Annotated in this window: 11 protein-coding genes; 4 read left to right on the top strand and 7 right to left on the bottom strand. The window is 61.9% G+C overall.

Features of this window, described 5'->3' with window-relative positions:
* Positions 1-49 precede the first annotated feature (49 nt).
* The 4 genes from murI to ACMUVN_RS05490 all read right to left on the bottom strand — a co-directional run bounded on the left by murI (position 50) and on the right by ACMUVN_RS05490 (position 4,352).
* Positions 50-850, bottom strand: coding sequence for a glutamate racemase (murI, locus tag ACMUVN_RS05505; RefSeq protein ID WP_028756201.1), 801 nt, complete (start codon positions 848-850; stop codon positions 50-52).
* Entirely contained in the window at positions 831-1,661 is an 831-nt protein-coding gene (locus ACMUVN_RS05500; protein ID WP_028756200.1) for an RNA methyltransferase, read from the bottom strand. The genes murI and ACMUVN_RS05500 overlap by 20 nt, the downstream gene beginning before the upstream one ends.
* Before the next feature lie 4 nt (positions 1,662-1,665).
* Positions 1,666-3,705, bottom strand: coding sequence for an FUSC family protein (locus tag ACMUVN_RS05495; RefSeq protein ID WP_132571918.1), 2,040 nt, complete (start codon positions 3,703-3,705; stop codon positions 1,666-1,668).
* Positions 3,706-3,824: 119 nt separating this feature from the next.
* Complete coding sequence (locus tag ACMUVN_RS05490; RefSeq protein ID WP_028756199.1) at positions 3,825-4,352, bottom strand: hypothetical protein; 528 nt, start codon at positions 4,350-4,352, stop codon at positions 3,825-3,827.
* Between the two features lie 187 nt (positions 4,353-4,539).
* Between ACMUVN_RS05490 and ACMUVN_RS05485 the strand changes: the two genes are divergently transcribed.
* The 3 genes from ACMUVN_RS05485 to ACMUVN_RS05475 all read left to right on the top strand — a co-directional run bounded on the left by ACMUVN_RS05485 (position 4,540) and on the right by ACMUVN_RS05475 (position 6,982).
* A complete protein-coding gene (locus tag ACMUVN_RS05485; protein WP_028756198.1) occupies positions 4,540-5,751 on the top strand; it encodes an NADP-dependent isocitrate dehydrogenase in 1,212 nt (403 codons plus the stop codon).
* Positions 5,752-5,820: 69 nt separating this feature from the next.
* Entirely contained in the window at positions 5,821-6,267 is a 447-nt protein-coding gene (locus ACMUVN_RS05480) for a GNAT family N-acetyltransferase (protein ID WP_028758075.1), read from the top strand.
* Between the two features lie 88 nt (positions 6,268-6,355).
* Positions 6,356-6,982: a glutathione S-transferase family protein gene (locus ACMUVN_RS05475; protein WP_028756196.1), complete on the top strand. Its 627-nt coding sequence runs from the start codon at positions 6,356-6,358 to the stop codon at positions 6,980-6,982.
* 51 nt (positions 6,983-7,033) lie between these two features.
* On the opposite strand, the gene ACMUVN_RS05470 is transcribed toward ACMUVN_RS05475, so the two are convergent.
* Complete coding sequence (locus ACMUVN_RS05470; RefSeq protein ID WP_028758076.1) at positions 7,034-7,885, bottom strand: AraC family transcriptional regulator; 852 nt, start codon at positions 7,883-7,885, stop codon at positions 7,034-7,036.
* A gap of 127 nt (positions 7,886-8,012) precedes the next feature.
* On the opposite strand from ACMUVN_RS05470, the gene ACMUVN_RS05465 reads away from it, so the two are divergent.
* The gene (locus ACMUVN_RS05465; protein WP_414814905.1) at positions 8,013-8,675 is read left to right on the top strand and encodes a LysE family translocator; all 663 of its coding nucleotides are present in this window, start codon (positions 8,013-8,015) and stop codon (positions 8,673-8,675) included.
* 88 nt (positions 8,676-8,763) lie between these two features.
* Here the strand turns inward: ACMUVN_RS05465 and alaS are convergent, their stop codons facing one another.
* Both alaS and recA read right to left on the bottom strand, forming a co-directional pair.
* The gene (gene alaS, locus ACMUVN_RS05460) at positions 8,764-11,418 is read right to left on the bottom strand and encodes an alanine--tRNA ligase (protein ID WP_028758078.1); all 2,655 of its coding nucleotides are present in this window, start codon (positions 11,416-11,418) and stop codon (positions 8,764-8,766) included.
* Between the two features lie 154 nt (positions 11,419-11,572).
* Positions 11,573-12,667 (bottom strand): recombinase RecA, encoded by a 1,095-nt coding sequence (gene recA, locus ACMUVN_RS05455; protein WP_003540131.1) that lies wholly within the window; start codon positions 12,665-12,667, stop codon positions 11,573-11,575.
* Positions 12,668-12,676 lie beyond the last annotated feature (9 nt).

Raw genomic sequence — 12,676 nt, 5'->3', positions numbered from 1 at the left:
TCACCCGAGAAGAGGATCCATCGCCGCGATCCTACATTCCGTCGCCACGCTACGCCCGCAAGCCGAAGCCCTGCATCAGCCGCCGCGTGGCGAAATCCTGTTGGCCGGAGGTGAAGACCGCGAAGTCGAAATTGTCCGGGTGTACGGCATCGGCGACCAGCGGCACCAGCGTGCGGGCGCGGCGCGCGATCGCCTCGGCGGGGTCGAGCCAGTCGACCGGCCAGGGCGCAAGCCGGCGGAAGAGATTGGCCATGAAAGGATAATGTGTGCAGGCGAGCACGACGATATCGGTTTTCCGACCGTCCTTCTCGACGAAGCATTGGTCGATTTCGCCAAGCACGGCCTCGTCGGAGACGGCGTCACCACGAATATAAGCCTCCGCCATGCGCGCAAGGTTCTCCGAGCCGACGAGGCGGACGTGGCATTGCTGGGCGAAGGACTGGATGAGGTCGCGCGTATAGGCTCGCTTCACGGTGCCGGGAGTGGCGAGCACCGAGACCAGGCCCGACCGCGTGCGCTCCGCCGCCGGCTTGATTGCCGGCACGGTGCCGACGAAGGTCATCTGCGGAAAGGCGGCGCGCAGATCGGCACCAACAAGCGTGAAGGCTGTGTTGCAGGCGATGATGCAGACTTCGGGATCGTGATCCGCCAACAGTTTGCCGAAAAGTCCGATGATCCGCTCCTTCAGCGCCTGCTCCTCCCAGCCGCCATAGGGAAAGCCGGCATCGTCGGCGACATAGATGAAGCCGCGTTCCGGCATCAGCACGCGCGCCTCGCGCAAGACGGTCAGCCCGCCGATGCCGGAATCGAAGAGAAGAATAGGTTTCAGCTCACGCGTCGTCGCTGTCATCGGGCGGTGTTTCCTTGGCCGCTGGCGGGAACCGACCTCCGCGCGGGCTCTTGCGCGAGAAGCGGTCGAGGGAGGAGATGACGCCGCGCAACACGCTGATTTCCTGCTCCGTGAAAGCCCGGCGGGATAAGACAGCGCGCAGATTGTCGACCATTTTCGGCTTTTTCCCGGCAGGATGGAAATAACCGCGGGCATCGAGCGCCTCTTCCAACTGGTCGAACAGGCCGAAAAGCTGTTCCTTGGTCGAAGGCGTCTGCCCCATCGCCTGGAACGGCACGGCGCCGAGATCCTCCATGCCGGATTTCATCCATTCATAGGACATCAGCAGCACGGCCTGGGCAATGTTCAGCGAGGCAAAGGCGGGATTGACGGGAAAGGTGACGATTTCGTCGGCAAGCGCCACCTCCTCGTTGGTCAGCCCCCAGCGCTCGCGCCCGAAGAGGATGCCGGTGCCCTCGCCGGCGCGGAACCTCGCCCGCAGTGTCTCGGCGGCGATGACGGGCGAGCGCACCGGCTTGTAGCCGTCGCGCTCGCGCGCCGTCGTCGCATAGACAAAATTAAGATCGGCAACCGCCTGCTCCAGCGTGTCGTAGACCTTGGTCGCCTCGATCACGTGATCGGCTTTGGAAGCGGTCGCCAGCGCCTTTTCGTTCGGCCAGCCATCGCGTGGATTGACCAGGCGCAGTTCGGCAAGGCCGAAATTCGCCATGGCGCGCGCCACCATGCCGATATTCTCGCCCATCTGCGGCTCGACCAGAATGATGGCCGGGCCTTCGGCCAGAAGTTGACGCTCGCTGTTCGTACCTGCCATGGTCCTATCCCTGTTTCGAGCGCGCAATAGCCTCGCCCGCTGCAAACGGCAAGACGTCTGCAGCGGGATAGAGCCTTTCCAGCGCCGAACCGATCATTTCGAGCCCAAGTTTCGCGCCCTCGCGCGACAGCGGCAGGTGCCGGCCAGTTGTCCGCGACGCCTTGCGCTTGATGAGGAAACAGCTCGAGCCGCGCCGGGCCGCATTGTCGATCAGCGCCAGATCCGCCGCAATCAGCGTCTTCAGATTGTCGTCAGCGGCCGGCGCGTCATAACTCTTCGCCAGGATACGCGCCCAATAGGTGCAGGAGAGGAAGATCGCCAGCGTCTGGCGGATCTGGCCCGGCCGCGTCACCACCGACCAGGACGAGCCGAGCGGCCGCGCCGCCACCGTCACGTCGCGGTAGCAGCCATCGATCTTCTGCGACAACCGGATCAGGTCGAAACCGCTCTTGCCCTCGCCGATCGCGCCAAGCAGCTCGCGCAACGCCTGGAACCAGCGGGCAAGTGCGGCATCGAGCGCCCCGCGCGTGCGCGTGGGGAAGACGATGAAGGCGACCGCCGTTCCGGCCGCCGCCCCGATCATGGTTTCGCCGATGCGCAGCTTCAACAGATCGAGCGTCAGCACGCCGGTCATGCCGTAGACCAGGCAGAGCACGATCGAGATGAAGAAGGTCATCGTCGCATAGGAAACCTGCAGGAAATAGAAGGCGAGAAAGATGCAGACGGCGGCGATCGGAATGGCGATATCAGGCTCGCCCGAAATCAGCGTCGCCAGCACAAGCCCGATGGCGATCCCGAACACGGTGCCGAGCGAACGCGACAGCGCTTTCATCGCCGTATCGCCGCGCGAATTGGTGTTGGTGAAAACGAGGAAGGCGGCAAGCACCGCCCAGAACCAGCGCTCGCGCGAGAGAGCCAGGCCAAAAGCCATGGCAAGCGCTGAGGCGAGCGTGATCTGCAGCGCCGAGCGAAGCAGGGGATTGGCAAAGGAAAAGTCGATCTTCTCAGGCAGCACAGTATCCTTGACGGCGTCGATGCCGGAGAATCCCGAGGTCTGCCCCTCGCCGATCGCCTGTGTCAACTGCTGCCGCGCCTCGCCGAGCCAGAGCAGCGCCCGCACGGTTTCGCCTTGCGGCTGGTCCTTGATGGCTTCGGCCATCTCCGCAAATCTTGCAAGTTCCGTGCTATCGGCCTCGATTACGGCATGGATGAGCGCAAAAGGCGGCGGGCTCTGGAAACTCAGCACGATTGCGCTCTCGGCGGCCAGATGCGCATCGAAGAGCCGGATCGCCAATTCTGCGGCCGGATCGGCGGTGGCATCGAAAACGCCGCCGGACGGGCGCGGGATGAAGGTTTCGGCCATCAGCACCACTTCCTTCAGCCGGTCTTCCAGCTGGCGCAGTTCCTGCCGGTCGGCTTCACCGATCTCGGCGCCGACGGCGAGGGCGGCGAGCTTGAAGAGGATCTGGTTGATCCGGCCGCGCACACTTTCGAGCGAGCGGAGCAGGTCGCGCCGCCAGTCGTCCGGCAACAATACGGCTCTCACCAGATGGCCGACGAGCACGGAGACGACGGGGCCGATCGCCACATCAGGCAGCTCGGCCAGCGGAGGCCGGAAATAGGCGCCCATGAAATAGGAGGTGAAGGCGAACATGCCGATCGCAAAACCGCGCGGCCCGAACACCCGCCCGGCCGATGCGAGCGCGATCACCACCAGGAAGACGAGGTCGGAGAATAAACGGCGATGCTCGAGGCCCGCCGCGATGGCGACGACGCCAAGGCTTGCGACGCAACCGAAGAGCCGCGTCACCAGCTGGCGCGTATTGCCCTTGTCGCGAACGGCCACCCCACCCTCGATCGACAGCACGATGCCGAGGCCGAAAGCCGCCGTCGGCAACGGCAGGATGAACATATGGATGGCGAGAAGGATTAAAAATGAGAAGATGATCGTCAGCGTTACCCGCGAGGCCATGCGCAGGCGCGAAAGCGCCGGATCATTGGCAAGCAGCCAGTCGCGGAACTGAAAACCGGAAAACAAATGCAAAGCCCCTCATGCCGCAGAAGGATCGACAGATACCGCCGCAAGAGCGGAAATCAAACCACGGCAACGATCGGAACATTCGCCGGGCTCGAATCCTTCGGCATCGATCGAATGTGGCGCGTCTATTGGCCCTTGGCAATCAGCGCCATCGTCGCCTTCAGGGAATCACGGGCCTGCGTTTCGATATTCTCGGTGACGATATCGTCGATCACTGGCTTGCCGTCTTCTTCGACCACTTCGAAACGAACGGTCGTATAGTCCTTGGCATCGGGCGCATCGGAGCAGGCGGATTTCTGGAAGCGCACAGTCACCTCGGCCGTCCCGTTGACCACAGGTGCTGCCGCCATCGTCAGATCCTGCAGCGGGCAGGCATCCTGGCCGTTGACGATGACGTCGTAGTCGAACGGCGATATGCCGTCGTCGTCGACCGCGGGAAATTGCGCCGCCGCCTGGTATCTCGCGACGAAATCGCGGCTGTAAAGATGGTCGAGCCGGCTTGCGTCGAAGATGTCGGTCCAGTCGCTGTTATTGTCCGCCCAGTTGCTCTTGGTCGCGTCCATGATCTCCTTCACGGGGGCGGTGACATCGGCGGCATGGCCGATGCCGGAAAAGGCGATAAGGCTTGCGATAACAACGGCGATTGTCTTCATGGTCGAATATCCGAGGGGCGGCAAATCAAGGCGGACACTAGCCGAATTCCGGCACTTGGCAATGCAGCAAAAACGCATTGCAGAACCCGTTGCAGCTTTGCGTTCCCGGTTCACAATGCTATAGCGCTCCTCATCACGTCACCCACCCGGGACCCCGTCCCCCTTCAAGCTCGAACGAGGCAGATACATGAACAAGATCAAGGTCGCCAATCCCGTCGCCGATCTCGACGGCGATGAAATGACGCGCATCATCTGGCAGCTCATCAAGGACAAGCTGATCCATCCGTATCTCGATCTCGACATCGACTATTTCGACCTGTCCGTCGAAAACCGCGACGCCACCAATGACCAGGTGACCGTCGATGCCGCCAATGCCATCAAGAAGTACGGCGTCGGCATCAAGTGCGCGACGATCACGCCGGATGAAGCCCGCGTCAAGGAATTCAACCTCAAGGAAATGTGGAAGAGCCCGAACGGCACGATCCGCAACATCCTCGGCGGCGTCATCTTCCGCGAGCCGATCATTTGCCGCAACGTGCCGCGCCTGGTTCCCGGCTGGACGCAGCCGATCGTCGTCGGCCGCCACGCTTTCGGCGACCAGTACCGCGCCACCGACTTCAAATTCCCCGGCAAGGGCAAGCTGACGATCAAGTTCGTCGGCGAGGACGGCACCGTCATCGAGAAGGAAGTGTTCAACGCACCGGGCGCCGGCGTCGCCATGGCCATGTACAATCTCGACGAATCGATCCGCGAATTCGCCCGCGCCTCGATGATGTACGGGCTGATGCGCAAGTGGCCGGTCTATCTCTCCACCAAGAACACCATTCTCAAGGCCTATGACGGCCGCTTCAAGGACATCTTCGAGGAAGTCTTCGAGACCGAGTTCAAGGATCAGTTCAAGGAAGCCGGCATCACCTACGAACACCGCCTGATCGACGACATGGTCGCCTCGGCGCTGAAGTGGTCCGGTGGCTACGTCTGGGCCTGCAAGAACTATGACGGCGACGTCCAGTCCGACACCGTCGCCCAGGGCTTCGGTTCGCTCGGCCTGATGACCTCGGTGCTGCTGACCCCCGATGGCAAGACGGTCGAAGCCGAAGCCGCTCACGGCACCGTCACCCGCCACTATCGCCAGCACCAGAAGGGCCAGGAAACCTCGACGAACTCGATCGCCTCGATCTTTGCCTGGACCCGTGGCCTGGCGCATCGCGCCAAGCTCGACGACAATGCCGAGCTTGCCCGCTTTGCCGCAACGCTCGAAAAGGTCTGCGTCGATACCGTCGAATCCGGTTTCATGACCAAGGATCTGGCGCTCTTGATCGGCCCCGACCAGCCGTGGCTGTCCACCACCGCCTTCCTCGACAAGATCGACCAGAACCTCCAGAAGGCCATGGCGTAAGCCGGCCTTTCCGAGATAAGATCGAAACGGCGGGGATTTCCCCGCCGTTTTCAATTGGGGAATGAACCGATGACGGCCATCCTGCGACCGCTTGAACCCGCCGACCGCGCCGCATGGGAACCCTTATGGGAAGCCTATCAGCGCTTCTATGAGGTGGTCATTCCGCCCGAAACCACCGATCTCACCTGGGCTCGCTTCCACGATCCTGACGAACCGATGCACGCGCTCGGCGCCTTTGATGAAGATGGCCGTCTCGTCGGCATCGTCCATGCCATCTTTCACCGCTCCTGCTGGCTGCCGCAATGGACCTGCTATCTGCAGGATCTCTATGTCGAAAACACCCAACGCGGGCTCGGCACCGGCGCCGCACTGATCGACGCCGTCGCCGACCTCGCCCGCAAAAACGGCGCAGGCCGGCTCTATTGGATGACGCATGAAACCAATGCAACGGCGCGGCGGCTCTATGACAGGATCGCCGAGCGCTCGGGTTTCATCCAGTACCGAAAGGCGCTTTAAGCGGCTGGGGTTGCACAAAGGCCTCGCCGCACTATTGATTCCGGGGAACGGCAAGACCGCAGAATTACGGCAGCACGAGGAGGATCTCATGACGGAAGAACTGGTATTCTACACGAACCCGATGTCGCGCGGCCGCATCGCGCGCTGGATGCTGGAGGAGATCGGCCAGCCCTATCGCACCGAACTGCTGACCTTCGGCGAAACCATGAAGGCGCCCGAATATCTCGCGGTCAATCCGATGGGCAAGGTGCCGGCGATCCGTCACGGCGATACCATCGTCACCGAATGCGCGGCGATCTGCGCCTATCTCGCCGACACCTTCCCCGAAAAGGCGCTGGCGCCGACGCCGGAGGAGCGCGCCCGCTATTACCGCTGGATGTTCTTTGCCGCCGGTCCGCTCGAATCGGCGGTAACGATGAAGGGGCTCGGCTTCGAAATTCCGAAGGATCGCCTACGTATGGCCGGCTGCGGCGGTTTCGGCGACGTCATGAATACGCTCGAAATGGCGGTCTCCGGCTCGACCTACGTCGCCGGCGAACGCTTCACCGCCGCCGACGTCTATGTCGGCTCGCATATCGGCTGGGGCCTCGGTTTCGGCAGTATCGAGAAGCGCCAGGCCTTCGTCGATTATTTCGGCCGCATCAGCGGGCGTGAGGCCTACAAGCGCGCGAATGCGCTGGACGACGAAGCCGGCAAGACGATGCAGGCGGCTTAATCTGTAAAACCTGGAGTGGCGGCCCGACCGCCGCTCCGGAGATATCCGCCGTCAGACAAGCGGCATGTGAATGTCCGTCAGAAGCTCGGTCGGCGGCACCTCGCGCGGATTGTTGAGATATTCCTCGAACATGAGCCTGTCCTTCAGTTGCCGGCCGGACTTCGGCAGCCATTCGGCAAAGAGCCATTGATAGGACTTGGGCATATTGGCATAGGGGCCCTTGTGGCGCAGCACGGCATAATCGCCGCCGTCGATCGTGCGCCGCTCGAACGGCGCATCGGCCGGCACGTCGGCAGCGCCGGTGACGCAGGCGATCGAACGCAGCTTTTCCAACGGCACGATATCGGGATCATCGAGATAGACGCCGATCATCCGCATCTCGGGCTTGGCGAGGCCGCGGGCATAAAGCGTGCCGAACAGCGTCTCGAAGGCCTTGTCGATCTGCATGTAGGAACCGGTATGGGCAACGCCGATCAGCTCGATCGGCCCGATCTCGCGTATGGTAACGTCTAACATCGCTTTGGTCTTTCCGTTGGGTGAGGGCTCATAGGCTGTGTGGCTTCCCTCTTTCCGGTAGCGGGCCGGCGGCATGCCGTAGACCGACTTGAAGATGCGATTGAAGGATTGGAGATTGGGATAGCCTGATCGCTTCGCTATTTCACTGACGGCAAGTTCCGTGCGGACGATCTCGCCTGCCGCATGATGCAGCCTGAGCCGCTTGACGGTTGCCGCCAGCGTCTCGCCGTAAATCGCCCGGTAGATCCTGTGCCAGTGATAGCTCGACATGCAGGCGATTTCGGCAAGGCGCTCCATATCCAGCTCCTCGTCCAAATGGTCGTGAATATAGGCCGAAACCCGTCGCAGACGGTTTTCATAAAGTGCCCATGCCGTTTCGCCGTTCATGTCAAACCTCGTGCAAATCGATCGGCCAAAGAAGAACATAACCCGATTTGACAAATCCTGCTGACTTGCGCTTTCGACGAATCCGGCATAGGGCGGAAGTCCGGCTCGAACCCAAAAGGAATGACTGATGCCGGATTTTTCAACATTGATGATTTTTGCCGCCGCAGCGCTGGTGCTGACAGCCACGCCCGGTCCCGACATGCTGCTGATCGCCTCGCGCAGTGTCAGCCAGGGACGCGCCGCCGGATTTCTGACCTATGCCGGCATCGCGCTCGGCACCTATTGCCACGCCCTTGCCGCCGCTTTCGGGCTCTCTCAGCTCTTCGTGACGGTGCCCGCTATCTATGAAGCAGTGCGCTGGGCCGGCTGCTGCTATCTTCTCTATTTGGCCTATAAGACAATCCGCTCGGAAGTCACCGCCTTTGCGCCAGCATCGACATTGAGACGGCTTTCGGGCAGACGCATCTTCTTTGCAGGTCTCGCCACCAATCTGCTGAATCCGAAAATGGCCCTCTTCGTCATGGCCCTCTTTCCGCAATTCGTGACTGCGCAAAGCGGCTCGATCACGATGCAGATGCTGGTGCTGGTGCTGGTGCTGGTGCTGGTGCTGGTGCTTGCGACCGTGCTGAACGGCATCGGCCTCGTCGTCAATGGAGCCGTCATTATTCTCGGAAGCCAAATTCGCACGCGGCTGGCCTCGCTCAGCCGCTTTCCGAAGATGCCGCAATATATGCTGGCGACTGTTTTTACCGGGCTCGCCTGCCGCCTCGCTTTGCAAGCGCGAAACTGACCGCCGCAGGCTTCTGCGCAAAATAAAACCGGCTGCGAAATCCAGATCTCGCAGCCGGTCCACATGTCAAACGCCGTCAGGCTGATGGTCAGCCTGCAAGTGCCGACGCAACTGCCTCAAGGGCTTCGTCGGCCTTGGCGCCATCAGGGCCGCCAGCTTGCGCCATGTCCGGACGGCCGCCGCCGCCCTTGCCGCCAAGCGCGGCAGAAGCGACGCGCACCAGATCAACGGCGCTGAAGCGATCAACGAGGTCGGGCGTCACGGCAACGACCGCGCTTGCCTTGCCATCCTCGGAAACGCCGATGAGCGTCACGACGCCCGAGCCGATGCTGGTCTTCCCGTCATCGGCGAGCCCCTTCAGATCTTTGGGATCGACGCCCGATATCGACTTGCCGAGGAACTTGACGCCGGCGACTTCGCGCACGGAATCGGCCGAGCCGCCCTGCCCGCCGCCCATGGCGAGCTTGCGCTTGGCGTCGGCCAGTTCCTTTTCGAGCTTGCGGCGCTCGTCGATCAGCGCTTCGACGCGCGAGAGAACGTCTGACGGTTGAACCTTCAGCGAGGCGGCAAGCGTCTTCACGCGCTCGTCCTGTTCGGCCAGATATTCGCGCGCCGATTCGCCGGTGACGGCCTCGATGCGGCGAACGCCGGCGCCGACGGCGCTTTCGCCGAGAACGCGGATCAGGCCGATCTGGCCGGTGGCTCCGACATGCGTGCCGCCGCAGAGTTCGATCGAATAGGGCTTGCCGGCCTTGGCGCCGCGCACACCCTCGCCCATCGCCACGACGCGGACTTCATCGCCGTATTTCTCACCGAACAGCGCCATCGCACCTTCGGCGATCGCATCGTCGACGCTCATCAGCCTCGTGGTGACCGGCGAATTCTGCAGCACGATCTCATTTGCCATATCCTCGACGATTTTCAGCTCTTCGGCCGACATCGGCTTCGGATGCGAAACGTCGAAACGCAGGCGCTCGGGTGCTACCAGCGAACCCTTCTGTGCCACATGAGTGCCCAGCACTTCGCGCAGCGCCTCATGCAACAGGTGGGTTGCCGAGTGATTGGCGCGCAGGCGCGAACGGCGGGCATGATCGACCGTCAACGCGACAGCATCGCCATCCTTGACCACGCCTTCGATGACAGTACCCAGATGCACGAACAGGCCTTCGCCCCTCTTCTGCGTATCTGAAATCTCGATCTTGCCGTGGTCGGACGAGATCACCCCGGTATCGCCCATCTGGCCGCCGGATTCGCCGTAGAACGGCGTCTGGCTGACGACGATCTGCACCTTGTCGCCGGCCCTGGCCTCGGTCGAAACCGCGCCATCCTTGACGATCGCCTGCACGACGCCTTCAGCCGTTTCGGTGTCGTAGCCCAGGAATTCGGTCGCGCCGTGTTTTTCCTTGAGCTCGAACCACACGGTTTCGGTCGCCTTTTCGCCGGAACCGGCCCAGTGCGAGCGGGCTTCGGCCTTCTGGCGCTGCATCGCATCGGTGAAGCCGGAGATGTCGACGCCGATCTCTCGGGCACGCAATGCATCCTGCGTCAGATCGAGCGGGAAGCCGTAGGTGTCGTAGAGCTTGAAGGCGGTCTCGCCATCCAGCATATCGCCCTTGGAAAGATCCGTCGTTGCGTCCGACAGAAGCGACAGGCCACGTTCGAGCGTCTTGCGGAAGCGGTTTTCCTCGAGCTTCAGCGTTTCCGAGATCAGCGCCTCGGCGCGCACCAACTCCGGATAGGCGCGGCCCATCTGCTGCACCAGCGTCGGCAGCAGCTTGTACATCAGCGGCTCCTTGGCGCCGAGCAACTGCGCATGGCGCATGGCGCGGCGCATGATGCGGCGCAGGACATAACCGCGGCCCTCATTCGACGGCAACACACCGTCGGCGATCAGGAAGGCCGAGGAGCGCAGGTGGTCGGCGATGACGCGGTGGCTGGCGCTGCCTTCCGCCTTGACGCCCATCGTATCCTCGATGGCGCCGATCAGTGTCCGGAAGAGATCGGTGTCGAACACGCTCTGAACGCCCTGCAGAATGCAGGCCATGCGCTCCAGACCCATGCCGGTGTCGATCGACGGACGCGGCAGCGGGTTGCGAACGCCGGGCTCCGTCTGTTCGAACTGCATGAAGACCAGGTTCCAGAATTCCAGGAACCGGTCGCCATCTTCCTCCGGCGAGCCCGGAGGTCCGCCCCAGACGTTCTCGCCCTGGTCGATGAAGATTTCCGAGCACGGACCGCAGGGGCCGGTATCGCCCATCTGCCAGAAATTGTCGGAGGTCGGAATGCGGATGATCTTGTCGTCGGAGAAACCGGCGATCTTCTTCCACAGCGTCGCTGCCTCTTCGTCTTCGGAATAGACGGTTACCAGCAGGCGATGCTTCGGCAGATCAAAACCTTCGGTCACGAGCTTCCAGGCAAGCTCGATCGCATTCTCCTTGAAATAGTCGCCGAAGGAGAAGTTGCCGAGCATTTCGAAGAAGGTCAGGTGACGCGCGGTATAGCCGACATTGTCGAGGTCGTTGTGCTTGCCGCCGGCGCGCACGCACTTCTGCGAGGTCGTCGCCGTCGAATAAGGACGCTTTTCCAGGCCGGTGAAGACATTCTTGAACTGCACCATGCCGGCATTGGTGAACATCAACGTCGGGTCGTTGCGCGGGACGAGCGGGCTCGACGGAACAATCTCATGGCCGTTCTTCTTGAAATAGTCGAGGAAGGTCGACCGGATATCGTTCACGCCGCTCATGCTATGCCCTTCAATGCTGCCGGAGGCAGGTAAATACAAATCCATCGGCTTTTAACGTTCGCCTCCGCCACTGTCCAGCAGACAAACAAAACCGGCCGCATTCTCATCAGGAATGCGGCCGGCTGGAACTGACTGATGAGTTCAAGCGCGAAAATTACATTTCCGCAGTGGCATCGCCATCGCCGTCATCGGGATCCGGTCCGCCGTTCTGCAGGAAGCGGTCGGCGATCAGGCCGGCATTCTGGCGGAGCGACAACTCGATCTCGCGGGCGAGATCCGGATTGTCGCGCAGGAAGGTCTTGGCGTTTTCACGACCCTGGCCGAGACGCTGGCTGTTATAGGAGAACCAGGCGCCCGATTTCTCGACGATGCCGGCCTTGACGCCGAGATCAACCAACTCGCCGGTCTTGGAAACACCCTCGCCATACATGATGTCGAACTCGACCTGCTTGAAGGGTGGCGCCATCTTGTTCTTGACGACCTTGACGCGTGTCTGGTTGCCGATCACCTCTTCGCGCTCCTTGACCGCGCCGATGCGGCGGATGTCGAGGCGCACGGAGGCATAAAATTTCAACGCATTGCCGCCCGTCGTCGTTTCCGGCGAACCGAACATGACGCCGATCTTCATGCGGATCTGGTTGATGAAGATCACCATGGTGTTCGACTTCGAGATCGAAGCGGTTAGCTTGCGCAGCGCCTGGCTCATCAGGCGCGCCTGCAGGCCGGGAAGGCTGTCGCCCATCTCGCCTTCGATTTCGGCGCGTGGTGTCAGTGCGGCGACCGAGTCGACGACGAGGACGTCGACGGCGCCGGAGCGCACCAGCGTATCGGTGATTTCAAGCGCCTGCTCGCCGGTATCGGGCTGCGAGATCAGAAGGTTCTGCAGATCGACGCCAAGCTTGCGGGCATAGACAGGATCGAGCGCATGCTCGGCATCGACGAAGGCGCAGATACCGCCCTTTTTCTGCGCTTCGGCAATGGTCTGCAGCGCAAGCGTCGTTTTACCGGAGCTTTCCGGCCCGTAAATTTCGATGATGCGGCCCCTCGGCAGGCCGCCGACGCCAAGTGCGATATCGAGGCCAAGCGAGCCGGTCGAGATCGTCTCGATCTCGACAACGTTCTCGTTGGAGCCGAGTTTCATAATCGAGCCCTTGCCGAACGACCGCTCTATCTGTGAGAGTGCCGCTTCAAGCGCCTTGCTTTTGTCCACCGATTTGTCCTCTACCAGCCGCAATGAATTCTGAGACATCCGATCCAC

This window comes from Rhizobium sp. IY2 (assembly GCF_047532935.1).
GTDB lineage: Bacteria > Pseudomonadota > Alphaproteobacteria > Rhizobiales > Rhizobiaceae > Rhizobium > Rhizobium anhuiense.
The sequence above is the reverse complement of the archived record's forward strand: the minus strand, read 5'-3'. Positions and strand labels throughout refer to the sequence as shown.

What these genes read in the sequence shown, in the direction of transcription:
- recA (WP_003540131.1), bottom strand. Translation starts at nt 12,667, where the DNA reads ATGTCTCAGAATTCATTGCGGCTGGTAGAGGACAAATCGGTGGACAAA.
- ACMUVN_RS05480 (WP_028758075.1), top strand. Translation starts at nt 5,821, where the DNA reads ATGACGGCCATCCTGCGACCGCTTGAACCCGCCGACCGCGCCGCATGG.
- ACMUVN_RS05485 (WP_028756198.1), top strand. Translation starts at nt 4,540, where the DNA reads ATGAACAAGATCAAGGTCGCCAATCCCGTCGCCGATCTCGACGGCGAT.
- murI (WP_028756201.1), bottom strand. Translation starts at nt 850, where the DNA reads ATGACAGCGACGACGCGTGAGCTGAAACCTATTCTTCTCTTCGATTCC.
- ACMUVN_RS05500 (WP_028756200.1), bottom strand. Translation starts at nt 1,661, where the DNA reads ATGGCAGGTACGAACAGCGAGCGTCAACTTCTGGCCGAAGGCCCGGCC.
- ACMUVN_RS05470 (WP_028758076.1), bottom strand. Translation starts at nt 7,885, where the DNA reads ATGAACGGCGAAACGGCATGGGCACTTTATGAAAACCGTCTGCGACGG.
- ACMUVN_RS05465 (WP_414814905.1), top strand. Translation starts at nt 8,013, where the DNA reads ATGCCGGATTTTTCAACATTGATGATTTTTGCCGCCGCAGCGCTGGTG.
- ACMUVN_RS05475 (WP_028756196.1), top strand. Translation starts at nt 6,356, where the DNA reads ATGACGGAAGAACTGGTATTCTACACGAACCCGATGTCGCGCGGCCGC.
- ACMUVN_RS05490 (WP_028756199.1), bottom strand. Translation starts at nt 4,352, where the DNA reads ATGAAGACAATCGCCGTTGTTATCGCAAGCCTTATCGCCTTTTCCGGC.
- alaS (WP_028758078.1), bottom strand. Translation starts at nt 11,418, where the DNA reads ATGAGCGGCGTGAACGATATCCGGTCGACCTTCCTCGACTATTTCAAG.